This window comes from Neisseria sicca (genome assembly GCF_014054945.1).
Classification (GTDB): Bacteria; Pseudomonadota; Gammaproteobacteria; order Burkholderiales; family Neisseriaceae; genus Neisseria; species Neisseria sicca.
In genome coordinates this window covers 856035-878712 of sequence record NZ_CP059566.1, presented here as the reverse complement: position 1 = coordinate 878712, position 22678 = coordinate 856035, and the positions used below count along the sequence as shown (strand labels likewise).

Below are 22678 nucleotides of genomic sequence, written 5' to 3'. Positions count from 1 at the left end.
AGAGGAAAGCTGAAATGACTCAATACGTTTTAACCCTATCCATCGGTCCTGTACAGGGATTCATTGCTTCGGCACGGCGGAGTCGGGATTTATGGAGCGGTTCTTGGCTGTTGTCGGAAATGGCGAAGGCTGCTGCAAAGAGTTTGTTTGAAGCCGGAGCGCAGATGGTGTTTCCGTTTGTGGATGAGACGACCAAAGACCGTTTAGAGCCTTGTGACCGGATGGATAATAATTTTTCAGTCGGCAACAAAATTCAAGTGCAGGTTGAGGCGGCTGATGATGCCGCCGTGCGCGATTTGGTCGAACAGGCGAAAGCGGCGGCACAGTCACGGTTTGAAACCATAGCACGGCAGGCGCGGCAGGATTTGAACGCAGCTTTGCGCGATGAAATCTGGCAGATGCAACTTAATGATTATTTGGAAATCCAGGCTGCATGGGCGCGGATAACCGAAAAAGGTTATTCAGATGCAAGCCAACGTGCCGCATCGGCTTTGGCGGCACGTAAGGCAACACGCGATTTTACGCCGGCACATGCGGCTGATGCTTGGGACAATCGGTTTATGTTGCCTAAATCTTCACTGGATGGCGCACGTGAAACCGTATTGTTGGAAAAAGCAAACGGCGATGCCGACTTGTCTGATGTGGCAAGACGCAAGCTGGGTTTGAGTCGATCGGAGCAGTTGGATTGCGCAGGAATTGTGAAGCGTTTGGGCGGCAATAGCGAACAGTTTACGCCCGTTACCCGTGTAGCCGCAGATGCTTGGCTGCAAGGTTTGCCTGAAAATGAGTTAAGCAAACTTTGCGATGCTTACGAACCTTTAATTGCGCTGAATTTAGCGACTCGTGTAAAGGGCAATCAAGGCATTTACTCAGATTTTCCGTTTGATGGGCAGTTGCTGTACCGCAATCGGTTGGATGCTGCTTTGTCAGACAATAAAAACAGTGCGGATGCATCAGAAAAATTATCAAAGTTGAAAAATGTTTTAAAAACGATTTGGCACAAATATGGCGAACCATGCAGCTACTGGGCGATGTTGCTGGCAGACGGCGACCGCATGGGCGAGTTGCTGGATCGTGCGAAAACGATTGAAGAGCATCAAGCGATTACCGAAGTATTATCTACATTTGCCGAAAGTGTACCTGCGAAAATGCGCGATTTCCGGGCGCAATGCGTTTATGCGGGTGGCGATGATGTATTGGGCTTTGTCGCGCTGGATAAGGCGGTTGGTTGCGCGGATGCGTTGCGACAAGCATTTTCAGACAGCTTGAAAAAAGTGTCAGATGTTTTGAAAGCAGAAAAAACGCCCACATTGTCCGTCGGTTTGGCGATTTGCCACATCAGCACGCCGCTCGGCAATGTACGCCGTTTGGCAAAACACGCGGAGAAAGTGGCAAAAGGCGACAATTATCCTGCCGATCAACAGCGCAATGGATTGGGGATTACCTTGTCCGTGCGTTCAGGCTCGGACAGCGATTGGCGTGTGCAATGGAGTGATGAAGCAGGTTTGGCAGCATTTAAAAAATGGCAAAACCGGTATCAGAAGAAAGAAATCAGCAGCCGTATTGCCTACGACAGCCGCGATATCTTTATGCGCACGGATTTTCCGAAATCCGCCGATTTATCCTTCGAGCTGCACCAAAATATCCGCCAAGCCGAGTTTACCCGAATGCTCGATAGGGCGCGAAATATGTCGGGCGGTGAATTGAAAGACGATGTGAAGAAAGAGCTGAAAGCCCGACTGGATGCCTTGCAACGTCAGCTTGGCAGCGAACACACCGGCGCACTCAATATCTTCGCCACCGAGTTAATCATTGCCCGCTGGCTCGCAGCCAAAACACAAAACGATTTAGGACAGGAGGCGCAATCATGAACAGCTATTTTTTAGACGCACTTGCGCCGTTGGTGTTCCGCAGCGGCAAACCGTTTGGATCGCAGTCGGATACCGATGATATTCAATTTCCGCCACCCTCCGCGGCAGCAGGTTTGGTACGCACGCAAATCATGGGGCAGAGCGGCTGTGATTGGGACAGTAAAACCCAAGGCAATCGAGCCAAGTTGTCGGACGCACAAGTCGATGAATTACGCCAAATTGCCGTACAGGGCGCGTTTTTAGCGAAACAGGATATTTCAGACGACCTGAGAATCCTATTGCCCAAACCTGCCAACGCCCTGTATTTAAAAAACAAAGAGACAGATAAAACCGAGCTCGTCCGTCTCGCGCCGCAAGCCTTTGGCAGCGATACGGCAGCGGATTTCCCCCAAGCCGATTTATTGCCCGTACAAATCCAATCGTCCATCAAAGGCAAGCCTCAAAGTGGCGCAACGTATTGGGATTTGGCAGATCTGCTGGCTTGGCAAAACGGCGGGAAGTTGGTGTTTGAAGACATCAATAAACGCGGCGCACAATCGCTGCCGATTGAAACGCGTACCCATGTCGGCATAGACCGAAAAACACTTGCAGCCGAAGACGGGCGTTTGTTTCAAACAGCCGCTTACGATTTTGCCGAATCTGCGCGGAAGCATCATCAGGGCTGGGAAAGCCACCGCTATGGTTTCGTGATACGCACGGCAGCCGATTTGCAAGATAACAGCGTAGTGCGTTTTGGCGGAGAAGGAAGGCTGTCGCGGCTGAATAAAATTTCAGACGACGTATTCAAACAGCCCGAATACGCATATACAAACGGATTGATGCTCACCTTGCTGACGCCTGCCTTGTTTGACAAAGGCTGGCTGCCCGGCTGGTTGGACAGCCAAACCTTAACAGGCAAACTCCCGCATACCAACCTGCAAGTCAAACTCCGCGCCGCCGCCATAGACCGTTGGCTGCCCGTTTCAGGTTGGGATTTGCAGCAGCATGCACCAAAAGCCATGCGAAAAGCCGTTTCGGCAGGCGCAGTGTATTGGTTTGAAATACAAAGCGGCAACCCGGCCGAACTTACCCAAGCCCAATGGCAGGCATTCAGCGACAGCGAACAAGACCGACGCGACGGCTTCGGCATCGGATTGATCGGCCCGTGGCAGAGCATTTAATTTTCAGACGACCTGACAACCTATTTCACATTTAAAAACAAGGAAACCAAAATGAACACCCGAATTTTTCACCTACATGCCTTATCCGCCCTCCACGTCGGCACAGGTCAAGGCATCGGCGCAGTAGACTTGCCCATCGCCCGCAGCCGCGCCACCAATCTGCCGCTCGTCCCCGGCAGCGCGCTCAAAGGCGTATTGCGTGATGAAGCCAAAGAAAAATGGCATGTCAGCGAAGACGACATTCAAGCCCTGTTTGGCGCAGACAGCCAAGCCGATAAAGAAAATATTCATGCCGGTGCCGCCGCCTTTGGCGATGCACATCTATTGCTGCTTCCGATCCGCTCGTTTGCCGGAACAGTCGCCTTTGCCACTTGCCCCTTTATCCTGCAACGTTATGCACGCGATGTACGCGGGATACTGCCGGAAAGCCCCAAAGTACCCGCTTTAAAAGATAGCGCATCCGTACCGGAAAATACCGTGTTGCGCGTTTCAGGCAGCCAAATCGCGCTGGAAGATTTGGATATCGGCAGCGAAACCAGTACCGAAGCCAAACAATGGGCAGAACACATTGCCGCCGCCGTTTACCCCGAAAACACGGCAAACAGCGAAGCATGGCGCGAACAGCTCTGCCAACGCTTCATTATCCTGCCCGACAGCACATTCTCCTTCTTAGCCGATACCGCAACCGAAATCCGCATGCGCATCAGAATCGACCGCGAAACACGCATCGTCAAAGAAGGCGCGCTCTGGTCGGAAGAAAACCTGCCTGCCGAAAGCGTGTTGTACGGCATTTTAGCCATCGACAAATCGCGCCACAGCCGCAACGCCAAAAGCGCAGACGAACTCTCCGCATTGATTCCCGCAGGCGAGACCCAAATCCAAATCGGCGGCAAGCATACAGTCGGACGCGGCCTCTGTCGTCTCGTACTTTCAGACGACCTGACAAAAGGGGAATAACATGCCACACATCCGCTCGCAAAAATACGCCCAACGCGCATTAGGCTTGATTCAAAGAGTCAAAGAGAAAAACGAAAAAGTCAAAGAATACCGCACGCTTGCGCTGAATTTCCCCACCATGATCCTGCAATCCGGGCTTGCCCAAGCCATCGGCTTTTTACAAGCCAAAGGCAAAGAAGAGCACCTGCTCCTACTGGCGCACATTGCCGAATTGTTGGAAGAAAACGAAAACAGCCTGCACAAGAAAATCTTAGAAGCAGACTTACCGCATTACCAACTCCTCACGCGCCAAGCCATAGAAGCCGCCTCCAGCCTCAAACGCTACACCCAAGCCCTGCTGCCCAAACCCAAAGACGAACAAGGGGGACAATCATGACCATATCACTCATGCGGGAAAGCCTGAAAAAACTCATTTCAGACGACCTAAAAGATGCGCATGCCGGTTTGCTCATGCAGCGCGGCCTGACCAAATGGGACAAAGACGACAAACAAGCCAAAGCAGAGCTGATTCAAAAAATCGTCAAAATTCCCACTCCCAAAAAAGACAGCCTGTACGCACTTGCCTTCACACGCTGGGTGCGGGCCACTTCCGATACCGACCGCTTCGCCACACTTGCCGCCGGCATTTCAGGCAGGCTCTATACAGGCCTCAACAGCGCAGGCGCACTGGAAACAGGCATCAGCACCAGCCACACCTACGGCATGCCCCTCATCGCAGGCTCCTCCGTCAAAGGCATCGCCCGCAGCCATGCCGAAAGCCTTGGGCTGGATAAAGCCCACCTGACCGTATTGTTCGGCGACGACAGCGACTCAGGCAGCCTGAAATCAGGCGCACTCGTTTGGCACGACGCATGGTTCATCCCCGCCAACACCCCGCCCTTTGCCGCAGAAATCATCACCACCCACCACCAAGATTACTACAACGGCAAACAGCTCGAAGCCGACGAAATGGAATCCCCCATCCCCAATCAGCAAATCGCCACACAAGGCAGCTTCTATTTCGTCATCGAAAGCGCACCGGGCGCGCAGGCATGGGCGGCATACGCCCAAAACCTACTGTTTCAAGCCTTGCAGACACAAGGCGCAGGCAGCAAAACCGCATCCGGCTACGGCTATTTTACAGTTGCAGATGACGATGCCCTTGGGAAAATCAAGCACATCCAAGAAGAGCAGCAACAAGCCCTGGCCGCGCAACAAAAAGCCGCCGAGCTTGCCGCCATGCCAGCGCATCAACAGTTTATCCAAACATGGCAAGAACGAATGGAGGAGCAACCAAACAAGATCATAGGCAACCAAGCACACGACAAACTCTATCAAGAATGGAAGGCAGCCCTGCAAACCGCCGCAGAAAGCCCCGATTTCAACGCGGCAGAGAAAAAAGAAATTGCTGACGTGTTTGCCGTCAAAAAGATGATGGCAAAATACGCGAAATGGCTGACCGACAAGCGCGGCAAAGAGCTGAAACCCATCCTGGCGAAGCTGCGCGGCGAATAGATTTTCATCTTTATCGAAGCCCGAGCTTTTCAGACGACCTAAAGCCGCAAAACAGTTAAAAAGCGTTGTCCAATGCAAAGCAGACGGCTATAATCCGTATCACAAGTTTTCCGACGGATAGCGAAAAGTCTGTCTTTCGGCTGCTCTTTTCAGTTAAGGTTTTATTAAATAATGTCTTTGTTGGTTAAGGAAAAATGCTAACTTTTCTTAACTATATAGAAGATTGAAAATAATGAAATTTTTTGACTGAGTGCAGTCGGAAGACTTGCCCCACGCATCGGGGATTAAGACCTTCCTGTCTGTATCCAGAGCAAAAGTGATTTTGCGTCGGAAGACTTGCCCCACTAATCGGGGATTAAGACACCACCACCCAGCATTTTCATTTCGTTGACGATGAGTCGGAAGACTTGCCCCACGAATCGGGGATTAAGACTCGTCATTTTTGGTCGAGAACAAGCCCAGTTTAGTCGGAAGACTTGCCCCACTCATCGGGGATTAAGACAAACCCGCCAGCAGCGAACGGCTCAAGTCTTCGAGTCAGAAGACTTGCCCCACGCATCGGGGGTTTCAATCTTTTCAGACGACCTCAAGTCAGGGTCGTCTGAAAACGTAGGTCGGATTCTTGAATCCGACAAATATTCCGACGTTTCTACATAGCAAAACAGCCTTGATAGTGCATCAAGGCTGTTTTTGTTGGCGGAGGGTTTGTGTGAGTTCGGGGTCGTCTGAAAGGCGGCTTCGCGCTTACAGTTTGCCCACACCGCCCAAGATGATGCCTTCGGGCAAGGCGGGTTTGCCCAGGGCATGGATTATGCTGCTGTTGGGCAGGGGGTAGCGGCGTAAATTGCCCAGCCGCCGCAGAAAGCCCCGATTTCAGCGCAGAGCAGAAAGCCGAAATCGCCGTCGCGTTTACCGTCAAAAATATGGAGCAGGCGTATAAAAACTGGCTGACCGGCAAACGCCCCAAAGAGCTGAAACCCATCCTGGCGAAGCTGCGCGGCGAATAGATTTTCATCTTTATCGAAGCCCAAGCTTTTCAGACGACCTAAAGCCGCAAAGCGGTTAAAAAGCGTTGTCCAATGCAAAGCAGGCGGCTATAATCCGAAACACAAGTTTTCCGACGGATAGCGAAAAGTCTGTCTTTCGGCTGCTCTTTTCAGTTAAGGTTTTATTAAATAATGTCTTTATTGGTTAAGGAAAAATGCTAACCTTTCTTAACTATATAGAAGACTGAAAATAATGAAATTTTTTAACCGAGCGCAGTCGGAAGACTTGCCCCACGAATCGGGGATTAAGACAGATTTGAAATTGGATTAGAACCTTTAGATTCAGTCGGAAGACTTGCCCCACGTGTCGGGGATTAAGACATAGGAACTTCTTTGTAAGTGTCGGTTTCAGGGTGTCGGAAGACTTGCCCCACGAATCGGGGATTAAGACTGCGGCATCGGACTCATACTCACATAGCCGTTGTGTCGGAAGACTTGCCCCTCGCATCGGTCTTTCAATCTTTTCAGACGACCTCGAGCTTGGGTCGTCTGAAAATGTCTGAAGGGTTTGTTGATGACCGATAGCAAAACAGCCTTGATATTGCATCAAGGCTGTTTTTGTTTGCGGGCTGCTTTTTTATAGTGGATTAACTTTAAACCAGTACGGCGTTTATCTGTACTGTACTGTCTGCGGCTTCGTCGCCTTGTCCTGATTTAAAGTTAATCCACTATATTGTGTTCAACGGGGCGGCTGGCGGGCGCTGTTTGAGGTCGTCTGAAAACGGCGGGCTTCGGTGGGTTGGATTCGGATATCGGTCGGCTGCTGATGTTTCTTTGGTTCGCCGTTTGCCCATGCGCCGACCTCCGTCTGAAAGGCGGCTTTGCGCTTACAGTTTGCGGATACGCCGCATTTCGCATTTTCAGGTCGTCTGAAACGCCGTATCATGCCATTTTTTATTTGTCTGTCTGCCATGAATCCGCTTAATCTTCCTTCGGAATTGCCCATAGCCCGCTATCGTTTGCATTTCACGCTGACGCATGATTTGCAGCTTCCGCCCTATGCAGCTTCGACCTTGCGCGGGGTGTTCGGGCATGCGCTTTTGGCTGCCGCGTGTACCTGCGACACGCCTCAAACGCCGCATCTTCCCGATTGCCCCTACGCGCAGATTTTCGAGCCGGCGCCTTGTGCCGACTTGCCCAGCAGCGTCCGCCAAAGTCCGCCGCCGCCTTATCTGATCGAAACGCCGCTGATTGCACCCACGCATTTTCCGGCGGGGGCGGATTATGCGTTTGATTTGGTGTTGTTTGGCAGGGCGCGGCACAGCCTGCCTTTGATTGCCGCCGTCTTTACCCAAGCCTTTGCCAGAGGGCTGGGGGCAAACAATGCGGGCAAGGGCGAATTGAGCGGCATTGCGGTACAGCAGGCGGACGGCAGTTTTCTGACGATCAGCGAACGCGGCAGCCCGATCGCGCTGCACGACAACCATATCAGGCTGCCCGAACGCTACCCCACCCAAGCGTGTATCCAGCTGCTTACGCCTCTGCGTATCCAACAGAAAGGCAGGATTTTGCGCGAAACCGAGCTGACGCAGGCGGTTTTCCTGCGCCAGCTTATGCGCCGCTATCTGACGCTTGCCCATCTGAATTGGGGCAATCATGCCAACGCTGCCGAGCTGTCCGCCCAAATCGGCGGACAAGGTGTCCCGCCCCGGCTTTCATGGCACGAACACCGCCGTTTTTCCAACCGCCAAAAGCAGATTACGCCCCTTAGCGGCGCAATCGGTACATGGGAGCTGACCGGCCTTACGCCCGCCTTCTCGCAAATGCTGTATATCGGGCAATGGCTGCACTTGGGCAAAGAAACGGTATTCGGCAACGGGCAATACCGCATTATCCAAGCCGCTTGAACATACGCCCGACGCAAAAACAGCCTTGATGCAATATCAAGGCTGTTTTGCTATGTAGAAACGTCGGAATATTTGTCGGATTCAAGAATCCGACCTACGTTTTCTGTATATCGGGCAATGGCTGCACTTGGGCAAGGAAACCGTATTCGGCAACGGGCAATACCGCATTATCCAAGCCGCTTGAACACACGCCCGACGCAAAAACAGCCTTGATGGAACGAATCATCAAGGCTGTTTGATTTGTATCCCCGATACGTGGGGTAAGTCTTCCAACGTAAAGCAACAGTCACTATGGCTGATGTTGATCCGTCTTAATCCCCGATAAGTGGGGCAAGTCTTCCGACTACAACACACCTTCAAAAGAGCGCAGACAATGGTGTCTTAATCCCCGATTCGTGGGGCAAGTCTCCCGACAGCTCAAAGACCTCAAAAATAAGAACTACGATCTCGTCTTAATCCCCGATACGTGGGGCAAGTCTTCCGACATCGGCGACTTGTGGAAAGTCAACGAGGCTCAGTCTTAATCCCCGATACCTGGGGCAGGTCTTTCGACTAACTAATACTCAAATAGAGTTTTACCGTTGGCGGTCTTAATCCCCGATACGTGGGGCAAGTCTTCCAACCCTGTTGGCGACCACAATCACTGGGCAATGGAGTCTTAATCCCCGATACGTGGGGCAAGTCTTCCGACTGCGCTCGGTTAAAAAATTCCATTATTTTCAGTATTTTATATAGTTAAGAAAGTTTAGCATTTTTCCTTAACCAACAAAAACATTATTTAATAAAATCTTAACTGAAAAGAGCAGCCGAAAGACAGACTTTTTGCTATCCGTCGGAAAACTTGTGATACGGATTATAGCCGTCTGCTTTGCATTTCACAATGTTTTTTAACATTTTCAGACGACGTTTCCATGGTCAAGAGACTTCGATGTCAGCTTGTCAGGGCTTTCAGCGCTTCTTTATCGTGGGCAATGATGATTTGGATATTTTTGGCGGCGCAGTTGCGCTCGAATGCCGTCCATTTTTGTTTTTTACTTTCGTCTTTTTGGTGATCATTCTGGATTTTGGGCGACAAAATCAGGACGCGGCGCACTTTGCCCATGTTGAGGCTTTGGTCAATCACTTGCCTTAGCGGGTCTGCCAGCTTGCTTTTGGAGCTTAAATCGGATTTGAGTTCGCAAAAAATCAGTTGGTTTTTACGGAACAGCAAAATGTCGGTTTCGTTGCCCTGACTTTCTCCTCGTATCAGTTGCAAACCTGTCTCCAGTTCTTCGTCTTTCACGCCGTTTTCTTTAAACCATGTGTAAATGAGTTGTTCAAACCAGCCACCGCTTATCCATTTTCTCCAGTAGTTGAGCGTTTTTTTATTGTATTTGACGGGTAAGATCAGTCCTTTTTCGTCCAGGCGGATCTGACCTTGCAGGTCAATCAGGTTGATCAGCTTTTCAAGAAAGGGTTTGAGTTCGTCGGGTTGTGCAAGCCCGAACGCTTGCCATTCAAGCAGGATTTCTTTTTGGTCTTGGTGATCCTCTTGTGTCCATACGTTTTCCAATACGGGCATAACGGCGGGGAACAGGTTGCCGTTTTCAGGCTGCTGCATGCTTTGGGCGGCAAAACGCATTTGGGCAAGGGGCAGGCTGTCGGGATGTTTGGCAATGGGGTTGGGGCTGTGCTTTTTGATTTCGTCGGCGTAGAGTTTCAAGCTGTCGCGCAGGGAGAATCGGTCGGATAGGACGATTTCGCCCAGAAATGCCAAGTTGTCGGGATTGAGGCGGTCTATGTGGATTTGGTTGCTGTCGCGTTGGAAGGCTTGGTAGTGCAGCTCCTGCCATATGCCGGTTTGGGCGGCAAGCAGCTGGGACAGGATTTTTGTGCCGCCTGTGATGTTGAGTATGGCGTTGTTTGCAATGTGGTGTTCGGCGCAGTAGGCTTTGAAGACGGTATCCAGCCACATTTGGATTTCTTCGGTTCGTTCGCCGATGAGTTGGCTGTCGCTTTGAAAGCCGATTTCGTGGATTTTGCCGTTAAATTGTTCGCTTTGCTCGAGCGTGTTTTTGAAACGGGTGTGTGCGTTTTTACCGGCTATCCAGCCGGTGACGATGAGATGGACGTTTTGGGGCTGTAAATCGAGGCAGGCGCGGTATTCGGCGATGTTGTGTTCGGAAAGGATGATGAAGTAGTGTGGAATTGGGTGCATGATGCTCTCGCTTTGTTTGGTGGATTGGGGTCGTCTGAAAAGGTGTGTTGTGTCGGGGTGCGCTTTTTTATTTGAAGTTAAAAGGCAGGCAGGCTTTCAGCGCGGCAAGCAGTTTTTCGGGTTTTGCTTCGCTTTTCTGCAAGGTCTGTAAGGCTGCGTGCGGCGCTTGGGGGAACTCGGTTTTCAGACGAGCAGCTTCGGCGGCAATGGGGTCGGGGCTGGATTTGCTCAGTCCGAGCCGTTCTGCCAATACGGCAGTCGTCAGCGCAATCCATTGCAGGGTCAGGCCGTCTGCTTCTTCGTCTAGGGCATGGTTAAAGGCTTCGGCGGCAATGATGTCGTTGCCTGCAAAATGCGCCAACCAGCCGCGCCACAGGTGGATAAGCTGCCATGGGTGTCCTGCTTCGCTTTGCCAGTGGGCTTGATTGTACAAATAGGTTTTTTGCGCGGATGAGGTTTGCTGCGGATAGGCGGCAAGCAGGCGCAATAAGGCATGATGGGTAAAGCGGTCGTCCGGGCTGATTGAAAATTTGTTGGCGGCTTTGTCTAAGTCGTTTCCGAAAACAGATGTGGCGAGCGGCTGTATGTTTTCCCATGTTTCGCCTGCGTCCAGGGCGTTGTGCAGCCGGTATAGGCGGGTTTGACGGATGTCTTTTTGTGCTGCGGCAGGGTCGGATAGTTTTTCAAATGTTTCAAGTGCTTGGGTAAAAAATGATGCGGCAGTTTGGTGTTCTCCCGAGAAGGCGTGTATCTGTCCCATGCCTGATAGAAGCCTGCCGTATTGCTGCCGACCGACGGCGATTTCAGGCAGTTTGAGCGCGTGTTCCAAAATTTGTTTGGCGTAGTCGAATTCGTATATGTTGGTGGTGGCTACCGCCAGGCGGTTGTATACCTGCGCGACTTCGGGTGCGGCTTCGTATTTCAGTTGGTTGCCTAAATCAAGCAGGTTTTGTATGGCTTCCAGACGCATTCTGCCCTGATGGTTGTCAGCGGCAAGCCGGGCTGCTTGAAAACGCAGTTGTAATAGTGGCGGCAGTTTGTTTTCTGCCGGGGCGTAGGTTTGCAGCCAGCCTAAGATTTCATCTAGGGCTTGGGGGTGGTAGTCTTTTTCGTTTAGGCGATGGCGGACTGTCTGTAGGTAGTTTTGCCAGATTTCGGGCTGTGTTTGGCAGCGTTCGCCCAATTGCTGCATGGCTTCGCGTAAGAGGCTGTGTTCGGGTTCGCCGGAAAGGGCGCAGACTGCTTGAAACCAGTCGTGCGACGACAGGGCGGTTTTGCCGTCGAGTGCGGCATAAATGCGTTCTAAATCGCCGCTTTCCGGGGTAAGGAAACAATGTCCTTTAAATTTGGCTCTTATCAAACGTTGTTTGGCAGACGAACCGCCCCAGCAGTGCGCCAGTGCATCAACATGGGCGAGATAGGGGTGTTTGCCTTTGGGGGCGATTTCCAGTGACAGGTGCAGCTGGCTGAAACGGGCTTCGTCTATGCTTTGCAATTCGCTTAACAGCAGTTGTTTTAAAACCTGCAAGTCGGTGTCGGCATTAAAGCCGCCGCGTTGTTCGATAAATACGCGAACTTGCTTGCTGCCTTCGTTGGGTAACGGCAGCAGGCGTAAGACAAGCTGCAGTAAACGGTAAACACCGCTAAACCAGCGCGGGCGGTTGAATGAAAGCGGGTCTTTGGCAGTAATACCCAATACGCCTACTGACTGAGAGAGAATGTTGTTGATGACTTTGTCCAGCAGCTCGGGCTTTTCTTCAGCGGCGTGGAATGTTTCGGGCAGTTTGTCCAATTTGGCTCTGCCTTGCGGAATGGCAAGCGCGACATAGCGGCCTAAGCTGTAGTCGTCGATGGATAAATCCTCCGCCTGCTCAAATTCCATGCCTGTTTCGTCAATGACGATTTCCCAGTTGGAATGTGCTGGCAGGTGGCGCAGGCTGTTGGGATGATGTTGGGTAAATTGGGGTGGTCGTACCAGGCAGCCTTGTGTGGGCGTGAAGGATTTTCTCTTGTCTTTTTTCTCGTTGAGCTTGCCCAGTTTGATGGCTAAGTGTTTTTTGATGCGTTGGCTTAGTTCGGGACGGGCTTGCTGCTCATTAAACCAAGCGTTTAGAGCTGTTGAATCGCCTTTTCTGAATAAGATTTCTAATTCTTGCGTCAGCTGATGGGCGCATTCGCCCTGTTTCTTGTTTTTTTGAGCGGAGTTTGACAATTCAGTACCACGCTGTGCCGCAAGGTAAAGCAGTTCGTTTACTTTTTCTTGATAGTCTTTGTTGTCTAAGCCCCAGGCGGCGAATTTGAATATTTCAAACAATAGTGTGTTGTCTGTCATGTTACCAGGCGGATTACTGGACTGTTTGATTTGTATTTGTTGGGGAGGGGTTGTTACTGCCTGTTGTTCTTTTTTAGGCTGTTCGCGGGTAGATAACAGCTGATTGAAATCTACAGATTGCCGTGTTTGTCCGTCCAACCATTGCTGTCTGCCCTGTGAGATGAAAAAGCGGCTTTGGGAAAAACGCTGCCATGCCGCACTTAATAATGGAACGGGCGTCTCTGGCAAGCACAAAATGCAATCGGCTGCTTGGAAGCGGTTTAGGCGCTCTGATGTGTTTGCAAATTGAATGCCGTATCGTTGCCAATCGGGAATGGCGGAGGCCAGTTGCTCGGCAGTGCAGAGGGCAATGATGGTTTGGGACATGTAAGACTCCATGTAAAAGTGGAAATAGGGCTGGCAGCTTAAAAAAATGATTTTTTGTTACCCTACAATTTCAATTTTTTCGACCGGCATTTTTAAATAATATGTAGGCGTTGTTTTGCGCGTACCTGTGCTAAATACGCCGTATTGTTCTGCAACGTATTCTGAAAAGTTCTCCATTAAGATGAGACGGAGTTTGGAAGGTAGTTCGCGCAAACTTTGCAATGCGCTATTGCGCGCCTGCTCTGACAACTCTTGACGATTCGGAGCATTTTTGAGAGACGGTTCGTTGATTTGCATGATGTCCCAATAGCATGTTTGAAAATCATCCAGTTCGGGATATACGCCAAGCTGCCATTTGTTGTTTTTAATGTTGTCATAGCATGCTGCTTGGTTTATCAGCTTGATGCTTTTATTTTGCAAATGAAACCGCGCTAATGCGGCATAGGCAAAAAAGTAGCGTTTGTCGGCTATTTTAATGGGTTTGTCCTGCCCAAGTTGAATGGTGCAATTTTTGATATTTAAAATGATGCGGTCAGCTTTTAAATTGTTTTGTAGGAGTTGTACTGCTTCAGAGTAGCTCACATTATTCTGCGCCAAATTTGGCAAACCGTAACTCATGCGTACAAACGGAATTTCTGCCTGCATTACTTTGGCTTCACGCGTATTAATGGTTTCTGTGCAATTGGGGTCGTACGGCTTTTTGGAAATATAGTTGTCGTAATGGGTCGGATAGAAAAAAAGCGGGTTGTTTTCAAATCCTTCGGTAACCAGGACGTGCGACAGCTTATCCTGCGGACGACCAAACAAAGATAGTGCATAACCAATATAAAATCCCATGGATTTTCGTCCGCCTGCGATGGAAACGTGTAGCTCGGTCTTATCATCGGTGCATTGTTGGCGGATAAAATTCACAATCATATCCGCTGCCAAATTGTTTTCTTCAGGTGTGCGGATATCACTCAGTTTTTCACCGTCGGCATCGTGGATAACATGGATATTCCGTTCGCCGAACTGAATTTCAGGCAGATTGTAATCTTTGCAAAGGCGCGTGAAAAAGCCGTCTTCCCCAAGCAAATTACGAACGATATTGTTGTAGCCGGTTTGTGTGGTCAGTACAAAAATTTCATCAGGCAGCCAATTTTGCTGCGTATACAGGGCATAGACGGTTTCGGTCAAAATTTGCGGTGACATGCCTGTAACGGCGATTAAGATTTTGCGTTTTTGTCTCATTGCATTTTCTGGATCAATGTTTTTCAGGAAGCTTGAAGTTTTATTCGGAGATTTTTTTGACTTCAAACCGCTGTAAAGTTGCGCCTGCGGCAGACATGGCTGCGACAGTATGTTCATTGCCGCGTTCGGCAAATTGTTGGGGCAACATTAAAAAATAAAACTTGGCGCCACGACTGCACACTTCCGCAGCCAAGTGCAAAGGCAGTGTTCCTAAAACCACATCACCCGCTTGAATTCTTGTTGCGTCCAGGTGTGGGGTAAATTCATCTATCTGCCATTGAGGTTGCTGCTTTATCCATTCAATTGTGCCTAGATGTCGCGAGACGAAGTAGGTAGTCATGTATTCTCCTTTTGAGCAATATACTATTCTAATGCAGAGAATTTGAGGTTGGGTAGAGGGAGACCTTTGCAAAATTCCCCCAAATCCCCTAAATTCCCACCAAGACATTTAGGGGATTTCCCATGAGCACCTTCTTCCAACAAACCGCACAAGCCATGATTGCCAAACACATCGACCGCTTCCCGCTATTGAAGTTGGATCAGGTGATTGATTGGCAGCCGATCGAACAATACCTGAATCGTCAAAGAACCCGTTACCTTAGAGACCACCGAGGGCGTCCTGCCTATCCCCTGTTGTCCATGTTCAAAGCCGTCCTGCTCGGACAATGGCACAGCCTCTCCGATCCCGAACTCGAACACAGCCTCATCACCCGCATCGATTTCAACCTGTTTTGCCGTTTTGACGAACTGAACATCCCCGATTACAGCACCTTATGCCGCTACCGCAACTGGCTGGCGCAAGACGACACCCTGTCCGAATTGCTCAAACTAATTAACTGCCAACTGGCCGAAAAAAACCTAAAAGTAGAGAAGGCATCCGCCGCCGTCGTTGACGCCACCATTATTCAGACCGCCGGCAGCAAACAGCGTCAGGCCATAGAAGTTGATGAAGAAGGACAAGTCAGCGGACAAACCACACCGAGTAAAGACAGCGATGCCCGCCGGACAAAGAAAAACGGCCTCTACAAACTCGGTTACAAACAACATACCCGTACCGATGAGGAAGGCTATATCGAGAAACTGCACATCACTCCTGCCAATACCCATGAGTGCAACCATCTGTCCCCTTTGTTGGAAGGCATTGCCGAAGGTACGACCGTCTATGCCGACAAAGGCTACGACAGTAAGGAAAACCGGCAACATCTGAAAGAGCATCAGTTGTCAGACGGCATTATGCGCAAAGCCTGCCGCAATCGTCCGCTGACGGAAGTGCAAACCAAACGCAACCGATATTTGTCGAAGACCCGTTATGTGGTCGAACAAAGCTTCGGTACGCTGCACCGTAAATTCCGCTACGCCCGGGCAGCCTATTTTGGTCTGCTCAAAGTGAGTGCGCAAAGCCATCTGAAGGCGATGTGTTTAAACCTGTTGAAAGCGGCCAACAGGCTAAGTGTGCCTGTTGCCGCCTAAAAGGCGGCCCGGATGCCTTATGTATGAGGTATCCGGGGAGGATTAAGGGGGTATTTGGGTAAAATTAGGAGTGATTTGGGGCGAAAACAGCCGAAAACCTGTGTTTGGGTTTTGGCTGTTGGGGGAAAAGGAATTTTGCAAAGGTCTCTATATCATTAATACAGCCAAAAACCGACATAGGTCAAACAACAAGATGAAAAACCGATACAGGCCGTCTGAAAAAACAGCCTGCAAAAACGGAAATCAATGATCGCTTGCTTCGGCTGCGCCCATACCCGTCATCGAACGGACATACTGAGCGTTAAAACCCGCCTTGTCGCAGCCGGCCTGTTCCGATTTGTCGGCCAGCGACACCAGCCAGGCCACGATAAAGGCCAGCGGGATGGTAAACAGCGCGGGATTACCGTAGGGGAAGACGGGTTTGTCGTGATGCAGCACACTCACCCACACGGTCGGGCCCAGCAAAATCAGCACCAAGGCGCCGAGCAGCCCCGCGAAACCGCCCGCAATCGCCCCGCGCGTGGTCAGTCCCTTCCAAAACATACTGAGCATCAGCACGGGGAAATTGGCCGATGCCGCCAACGCGAAAGCCAACCCGACCATAAAGGCAACATTCTGATTCTCAAAGGCTGCCCCGAACAAAATAGCCACGATGCCCAAAGTCAGCGTGGCCGCCTTGGAAACCCGCATCTCCTCGTGCTGCGTGGCCTTACCTTTGCGGATGACTGAAGCATACAGATCATGGCTTACAGCCGATGCGCCCGAAAGCGTCAGCCCCGCCACCACCGCCAAAATTGTGGCAAAGGCGACGGCCGAAATGAAGCCCAGCAGCAAATCGCCACCCGTGGCTCCCGCCAAGTGCACCGCCGCCATATTTGTGCCGCCCACCATTTCGTACACGCTTTTGCCTTCTTTGACAACCTGCGTGAAAAACTGCAGGTTATCGCGGCTCAGGAAAATAATCGCGCCAAAGCCGATGATAATCGTCAGCAGGTAGAAATAACCGATAAGCCCCGTAGCCACCACCACCGACTTGCGTGCTTCTCGCGCATCAGGCACGGTGAAAAAGCGCATCAGAATGTGCGGCAGCCCGGCCGTGCCGAACATCAGTGCGAAACCGAGCGACAGCGCGTCCACCGGGTTTTTGACCAGCCCGCCGGGCGACATGATTGCCTCGCCCTTTTCATGCGCCGATACGGCTTGGCCGAACATGGTTTCCAGATTGAACCCCGCATGTTGCAACACAAAAAACGCCATCAGCGTCGCCCCGCCCAGCAGCAACACCGCCTTAATCATCTGAACCCATGTCGTTGCCAGCATCCCGCCGAACAGTACATAGGCCACCATCAGCACGCCCACCAGTATCACGGCGGAAAGGTAGCTCATGCCGAACAAAAGCTGAATCAGCTTGCCCGCACCCACCACCTGCGCGATTAAATAAAGAATCACCACCAAAAGCGAACCTGCGGCAGAAAACACCCTCACCGGCGTTTGTTTCAGGCGGTAGGCGGCCACATCCGAAAACGTGTACCGTCCCAGATTACGCAGCCGCTCAGCCACCAAAAACAGCACAACAGGCCAGCCGACCAAAAAGCCCGTGGAATAAATCAGCCCGTCGTAGCCGCTGGTAAACACCATTGCCGAAATGCCGAGAAAAGACGCGGCGGACATATAGTCGCCCGCAATCGCCAGCCCGTTCTGCGTGCCGGAAATCCCGCCGCCGCCCGTATAGAAATCCTTGGCCGAACGGTTTTGCCGTGCCGCCCACTTGGTAATCAGCAGCGTGCTGCCGACAAAGACGAAAAACATCACGATGGCCGTCCAATTGGTCGCCTGCCGCTGCACGTCGCCCGTCAGCGCGTCCGCATACGCCGCATTCGCAAATATCGGCGAAATGAAATATAATATTGTTTTTATGTATATTTTTTTCATCGGAATTTCCTTAATGGTTGAAACTGAGCCCTTTGGGGCAGTAGAATCTGGATTTTTTGTAACAACAGGCGTTATCCCTTTCCAATCGGACAGGTACATGAAGCTGTGCCTTATGCATGTTCCTGTACGTTAGTACAGGATGCCTCCCCCTGAACTTCACGTACCACCTCCCGCGTGGTTTTTTCGAAATAGCCGTTGGCCAACCACACATACGCCAGTGTAATAAGGAAGGAAAATACAATAACGGCGATGCCGGCGTAGATGCCCCAAGTGGTAACGCCTCCTTCGGAAACTTTGCGTCCCAAAAGGTCGGGGCGCGTGCCGATGATCCAGATGAAGGCCGTGTAAACGGAAAACATTACTGCCGAAAACGACCAGCCCAGCAACGACTTCTGCCGCGCCATTTTTTGGAATTTCGGATTATTCAGGATTTCAGCCGTTAATCTGGCCTCTTCCGTAGATGATTTGCCCATCGGTTTGCTCCTTATGTAGGGGTTATTTAATTGCGAAGCGGCAGCCCGCCGAGATATTAAATGTCCAAGCCGCACCCGATGCCAATCGCAAATTCTGATTAAGCCTATCCGGACTACCTATGGCTTGATTCAATTTAATGAATATAAAAGAAAAAATTTTAAAAACGATATTTTTGGCGCGGTAATTGCAAATTTGGATAAGGATTATGAAAAAGGTTGATACCTAATAAGGCCGAAGTAATTCGGTTTTTGAGTAGTTAATTGATTTTAAATAAGAAAATTCAAACAAATGCACAGATAAACATGGGCAAAACAGACAGAACGCTGCCCTCTATCTGTAGAAAAAAGAAGAATATATGGATATCAATCAATTGCGCGCCTTTATCACTGTGGCGCATACGCAAAATCTGACACAGGCCGCCGAAAGGCTGTTTTTGTCGCAACCGGCCGTTTCCGCCCAAATCAAGGCCATAGAAAGCGACGTCGGTACGCCGCTTTTCATCCGCACCAGCAACGGTATGCAGCTTACTCGCGCAGGCGAAGTGCTGCTGCCCGAAGCCGAAGCCCTGATGCAGCACAAGCACCGTTTGGAAAAGTTTGCCGAAACGCTGTCGGAACACTTCGTCTCCCATGCGCAGCTCGGCCTGATCCACCCCATAGCATCACACAAGGTAACCGAACTGACCCGCCTGATCCAACAGCGCAGTCCCGATGTGCAACTTCACATCCAATACGGTATGAGCGGCGAAATTTTGGAACGCCTGACCGCAAAGCGGCTGCACGGCGGTTTTTTCCTCGGCAACATAGAAGGACGCAGCCTGCAATGCCGTTTCCTGCAAAACATCGCCTACGCCTTGATTTGCCCGGATGGGGAAGAAGATAAGTTGCGGCGCGGTTTGCCCAAAAGCCTGAATGACTACACTTGGATAGAGATGTCCGGCATATCCGGCAGCCACAAAAACCTACAGCAGTTCTGGCACCGCCACAAGCTGTCGCCCAAAAAGCAGATCATCTGCGATTATCCTCAAACCATTATCGACTTGGTCGCCGATGGTGCGGGACTGGCCATGGTGCCCAAACATACCGCCAAAGCCGCCCGCACACAAGGCAAACCCGTCGCCCTGATAGACGAATTCGAACAAAGCCTGCCGCTGCATTTCGTTTATCTGGACGAATATGGCACCGACCACGCCCTATTGTTGCTGCTGGATTGTGTGTTGGAAGTTTGGCAGGCCGAAATCGGCAAAGCCTGACCAACCCCTTTATCCATCCCGTCAGAAACACCCGCCCCTTCACAAATGTTCTTCTGCAAGGGCGGCGGTCTGCCTTATGTCTTCCTCCGGCAATGTGGTTAGTCTGCCGGTTAGAATTTTCAACAATACCCCATAGGCGGGCAGGAAAAACAGGGTGCAAACAGCCAGTTTGAACAGATAATCAACAAAGGCGATATGCGGCCAATTGGCAGCCATAAATTTGTCGCCGCTGCCGGCAAAGGCTATGCCGAAAAAAAGTAAAGTGTCGATTGCATTGCCAGCAAACATTGATGAAAAAGGGGCAATCCACCACGATTTCAGGCGGCGCAGCCGGTTGAACACGAAAATATCCAATATCTGTCCGACCGCATAAGCCGAAAAACTGGCGACGGCGATACGGAACACAGACGGTATGAATACGGCCAAAGAGGCAAAACCGACCCATGTGCCGTTTTGGAACAAGACGGATAATGCGTAAGACAGCGCCAGAGCGGGAAACATGACGAAAAATACTATCCTCCGCGCCAGCCGCTGCCCGAAAATCCGAACGGTCAAATCGGTAGCCAAAAAGATAAACGGAAAGGTCAGCGCGCCCCAAGTGGAATGTACTTCAAATCCGTTGGGCAGGGTTACGGTGAAGGGGAATTGCACCAAATAATTGCTTGAGGCAATAATGAGCATATGGAACAATACCAGCCAAAACAGCGCATGCCGTTGCTGGGCATAAGAGAAGCCGTTGTCTTGCATAGGAATCCTTGATTTTTGTTTAAATATTTGAAATTAGAAGGCGGTAAAATGGAAAATACTTGGTTTTATTGGGCATTGGCTTCTGCTTTCTTTGCCGCTTTGACGGCTGTTTTTGCCAAAGCCGGCTTGCAGGACATCGATTCGGATTTTGCCACCTTTATCCGCACATTGGTTATTTTGGCTGCCTTGGCGGCATTTTTGAGTTATGCGGGCAAATGGCAGGGCGTGACCGATTTTTCCGCGCGCAATCGGACGTTCCTGATATTGTCGGGTTTGGCCACAGGCGCATCTTGGCTGGCTTATTTTAAGGCCTTGCAGATGGGCGAGGCCTCAAAGGTCGCACCTGTGGATAAATTCAGTATCGTGCTGGTGGCGTTATTCGCAGTGGTGTTGAAGGAATGGCCGTCTTCCCAGGAATGGCTGGGCATTGGGCTGATTGCCGCCGGCGTGCTGACTTTGGCCGAGACCTTTGCAAAAAAGCACTTCCCCCGACAGCTGAAACCCAAACACAGGTTTTCGGCTGTTTTCGCCCCAAATCACTCCTAATTTTACCCAAATACCCCCTTAATCCTCCCCGGATACCTCATAATAAGGCATCCGGACCGCCTTTTAGGCGGCAACAGGCACACTTAGCCTGTTGGCGGCTTTCAACAGGTTCAAACACATCACCTTCAGATGGCTTTGCGCACTCACTTTAATCAGACCAAAATAGGCTGCCCGGGCATAGCGGAATTTACGGTGCAACGTACCAAAGCTTTGTTCGATTGCTGTCATTTGAAGAGAAAAAGTAGCAAGGTAAACAAAACTTGGTAGCCGGTACAGAAAAATTCCAGCCATGGTTTGCCAGGCCGGTGTACTAGGGTTCGTGTTGGAAAAATTTTTACTCAAGTTTGGGCCACATTTATTTTTTTCACGAAGTGTTCTACTACGGTCTGCATAAAAATAAAAAGATGAAGGACTGGTCTGCAAAGAATTATTTATCATTGGAGGAAGAGACTCTGAAAAATATGAGCGATATATGAAGATTTCGGAAAAATTTTTCTTGGGAGGTAAAACTTTTATTGTTTTGCCTCCCGAATTTTTTGAAATTATAGATTTGGGAAAAGTGGAGCTATGATACGTCCTAGAGATTGCTTTTTTTGTTTAAAGCGCATACTTATATTTATATATACTATATAAGTACCTATTATAAGAATATATATATCATATATAGTATATATACATCGGTGATTTTGGAAATTTTGGCTGACTTTCCCCATAGGGTTTGACACGATGGTCATCGGATTGTCGAGACGGAATTCGGTAAGACGCCCGTCGGCATACTCCGAGTTCGGTCGTCAACCGAACGAGGGCGAAGCTGATTTTATGTTATCGGGTTCGGCTCGACAGCCTTCGGGTTGGTAGGTGGGTTGATGACAAAAAGGGAAATAGTCGAGTATGCCAATATGGAGATGTATGCAAACTGGCGGATGGAGCGTTAGTTATGTCTGCCGAAGCAATAAATTCATCCTACGCTGTACCAATGACCAATGGGGTTAACCAAACCAACCCAAGAGCAGATTCGCGAGATGTATCTGTCCACCCAATAATAAAAAGGCCACCCAATCAGGGTGGCTTGTTTATTGGCTGGCGATTTGGTTAATATTGGTTCCACCAATAATTATCAGGATTGTAGTTGGGATTCTAGGATACCGATGATGTTTTAGAAGGGCGGGGCTGAATATCTCTGGTTGAATGTAGATAGATTATGGAAAGGATGTTTGATGCCTTGCACCTCCTTCATGAGCGCATTGATATCACTACGGGTAGAACACAGTATCCGTTGCTGTTCTGTTGAGCGTACTTGAAGTAGGGAGGCCTGCGTACTGTGCTCCATGAGCTCACCCCCCTTAGTGCCATCTGAACCCCGTCAAAAACCCTCTGCAGCTGCGAAAGAGCATGTTCTGGTTTCAGCAGTGGTTCGGATGTGCCTTTGTCGGTCAGCTTGCCTAACTGGAAAGAGTGGTTCTTTTTTTAGTCGGGTTAGCGTATCTGTAAGCATCATCAGCTACTTCCTGTTATGCTCGCTGATCGCTTAATGCTGTTAACTCTTCACGCATCTTTTGTACCGCCGGAGAATCTACCGTGTTATCTAGCCCGGTCTCTATTGTTGATTACCTGCCTAACAGCCAGAATGAGCGGCGCATCACGCCCGAGGAATATGTACGCCAGTATAACAAGGAGTGTATATAGCGGCTGTTTCGCGGTGTGGCCTACGGCATCATTACCATACAAAATAAGACGTATTGCGCAAAAATACAGTT

At 50.3% G+C, this 22678-nt stretch carries 19 protein-coding genes and 2 pseudogenes; 9 read left to right on the top strand and 12 right to left on the bottom strand.

The annotated features are described in order from the left end of the window. Window positions 1-14 precede the first annotated feature (14 nt). From cas10 to H3L95_RS04305, 5 genes are read left to right on the top strand one after another with little or no spacing between them, the layout of a single operon-like run. A complete protein-coding gene (gene cas10 / locus H3L95_RS04325; protein WP_040669270.1) occupies window positions 15-1871 on the top strand; it encodes a type III-B CRISPR-associated protein Cas10/Cmr2 in 1857 nt (618 codons plus the stop codon). Then, window positions 1868-3031 (top strand): type III-B CRISPR module-associated protein Cmr3, encoded by a 1164-nt coding sequence (locus tag H3L95_RS04320; RefSeq protein ID WP_003762299.1) that lies wholly within the window; start codon window positions 1868-1870, stop codon window positions 3029-3031. Before cas10 ends, H3L95_RS04320 begins: the two co-directional genes overlap by 4 nt. Window positions 3032-3082: 51 nt before the next feature. Further along, entirely contained in the window at window positions 3083-3988 is a 906-nt protein-coding gene (cmr4, locus tag H3L95_RS04315; RefSeq protein WP_003762296.1) for a type III-B CRISPR module RAMP protein Cmr4, read from the top strand. A gap of 1 nt (window position 3989) precedes the next feature. After that, complete coding sequence (gene cmr5 / locus H3L95_RS04310) at window positions 3990-4364, top strand: type III-B CRISPR module-associated protein Cmr5 (RefSeq protein WP_003762295.1); 375 nt, start codon at window positions 3990-3992, stop codon at window positions 4362-4364. After that, a complete protein-coding gene (locus H3L95_RS04305) occupies window positions 4361-5482 on the top strand; it encodes an RAMP superfamily CRISPR-associated protein (protein ID WP_003762293.1) in 1122 nt (373 codons plus the stop codon). Before cmr5 ends, H3L95_RS04305 begins: the two co-directional genes overlap by 4 nt. A 524-nt stretch (window positions 5483-6006) precedes the next feature. Here the strand turns inward: H3L95_RS04305 and H3L95_RS04300 are convergent. The 3 genes from H3L95_RS04300 to H3L95_RS04290 form a co-directional block, all read right to left on the bottom strand. Further along, the gene (locus H3L95_RS04300; RefSeq protein ID WP_003762290.1) at window positions 6007-6288 is read right to left on the bottom strand and encodes a hypothetical protein; all 282 of its coding nucleotides are present in this window, start codon (window positions 6286-6288) and stop codon (window positions 6007-6009) included. Between the two features lie 3 nt (window positions 6289-6291). Then, entirely contained in the window at window positions 6292-6513 is a 222-nt protein-coding gene (locus tag H3L95_RS04295) for a hypothetical protein (protein WP_182096214.1), read from the bottom strand. Window positions 6514-7207: 694 nt separating this feature from the next. Further along, the gene (locus tag H3L95_RS04290) at window positions 7208-7441 is read right to left on the bottom strand and encodes a hypothetical protein (protein WP_003762283.1); all 234 of its coding nucleotides are present in this window, start codon (window positions 7439-7441) and stop codon (window positions 7208-7210) included. On the opposite strand from H3L95_RS04290, the gene cas6 reads away from it, so the two are divergent. Beyond that, window positions 7440-8375: a CRISPR system precrRNA processing endoribonuclease RAMP protein Cas6 gene (gene cas6, locus H3L95_RS04285; RefSeq protein WP_003762285.1), complete on the top strand. Its 936-nt coding sequence runs from the start codon at window positions 7440-7442 to the stop codon at window positions 8373-8375. The genes H3L95_RS04290 and cas6 overlap by 2 nt on opposite strands. Before the next feature lie 94 nt (window positions 8376-8469). On the opposite strand, the gene H3L95_RS13795 is transcribed toward cas6, so the two are convergent. The 5 genes from H3L95_RS13795 to csx16 all read right to left on the bottom strand — a co-directional run bounded on the left by H3L95_RS13795 (window position 8470) and on the right by csx16 (window position 14840). Beyond that, window positions 8470-8601: a hypothetical protein gene (locus H3L95_RS13795; protein ID WP_259345829.1), complete on the bottom strand. Its 132-nt coding sequence runs from the start codon at window positions 8599-8601 to the stop codon at window positions 8470-8472. A 705-nt stretch (window positions 8602-9306) separates the two neighbouring features. Then, a complete protein-coding gene (locus H3L95_RS04280) occupies window positions 9307-10572 on the bottom strand; it encodes a PDDEXK family nuclease (protein ID WP_003756232.1) in 1266 nt (421 codons plus the stop codon). Between the two features lie 67 nt (window positions 10573-10639). Continuing rightward, complete coding sequence (locus H3L95_RS04275) at window positions 10640-13270, bottom strand: tetratricopeptide repeat protein (protein WP_241429700.1); 2631 nt, start codon at window positions 13268-13270, stop codon at window positions 10640-10642. A 57-nt stretch (window positions 13271-13327) separates the two neighbouring features. After that, entirely contained in the window at window positions 13328-14617 is a 1290-nt protein-coding gene (gene csm6 / locus H3L95_RS04270; protein WP_241429701.1) for a CRISPR-associated ring nuclease Csm6, read from the bottom strand. Further along, window positions 14541-14840 carry a CRISPR-associated protein Csx16 gene (gene csx16, locus H3L95_RS04265; RefSeq protein ID WP_003756238.1) on the bottom strand — a complete coding sequence of 100 codons (300 nt, stop codon included), beginning with the start codon at window positions 14838-14840 and terminating at the stop codon, window positions 14541-14543. The genes csm6 and csx16 overlap by 77 nt, the downstream gene beginning before the upstream one ends. A gap of 122 nt (window positions 14841-14962) precedes the next feature. Here csx16 and H3L95_RS04260 point away from each other — a divergent pair, with 122 nt between their 5' ends. After that, on the top strand, window positions 14963-15970 hold the full coding sequence (locus H3L95_RS04260; protein ID WP_182096213.1) for an IS5 family transposase: 1008 nt from the start codon (window positions 14963-14965) through the stop codon (window positions 15968-15970). A gap of 243 nt (window positions 15971-16213) precedes the next feature. On the opposite strand, the gene H3L95_RS04255 is transcribed toward H3L95_RS04260, so the two are convergent. Both H3L95_RS04255 and H3L95_RS04250 read right to left on the bottom strand, forming a co-directional pair. After that, window positions 16214-17902 (bottom strand): cation acetate symporter, encoded by a 1689-nt coding sequence (locus tag H3L95_RS04255; protein WP_040667824.1) that lies wholly within the window; start codon window positions 17900-17902, stop codon window positions 16214-16216. A gap of 110 nt (window positions 17903-18012) precedes the next feature. Then, entirely contained in the window at window positions 18013-18375 is a 363-nt protein-coding gene (locus tag H3L95_RS04250; protein WP_003755165.1) for a DUF485 domain-containing protein, read from the bottom strand. Window positions 18376-18731: 356 nt separating this feature from the next. On the opposite strand from H3L95_RS04250, the gene H3L95_RS04245 reads away from it, so the two are divergent. Beyond that, complete coding sequence (locus H3L95_RS04245; protein ID WP_003755169.1) at window positions 18732-19628, top strand: LysR family transcriptional regulator; 897 nt, start codon at window positions 18732-18734, stop codon at window positions 19626-19628. 39 nt (window positions 19629-19667) lie between these two features. Here H3L95_RS04245 and H3L95_RS04240 read toward each other — a convergent pair whose 3' ends face one another. After that, window positions 19668-20375 (bottom strand): 7-cyano-7-deazaguanine/7-aminomethyl-7-deazaguanine transporter, encoded by a 708-nt coding sequence (locus H3L95_RS04240; protein ID WP_003755171.1) that lies wholly within the window; start codon window positions 20373-20375, stop codon window positions 19668-19670. A 48-nt stretch (window positions 20376-20423) separates the two neighbouring features. On the opposite strand from H3L95_RS04240, the pseudogene H3L95_RS04235 reads away from it, so the two are divergent. Beyond that, window positions 20424-20837, top strand: a pseudogene (locus H3L95_RS04235) (EamA family transporter); the annotation flags it as partial. 147 nt (window positions 20838-20984) lie between these two features. On the opposite strand, the pseudogene H3L95_RS04230 reads toward H3L95_RS04235, so the two are convergent. Continuing rightward, a pseudogene (locus H3L95_RS04230) lies at window positions 20985-21140 on the bottom strand (IS5/IS1182 family transposase); the annotation flags it as partial. Window positions 21141-22678 lie beyond the last annotated feature (1538 nt).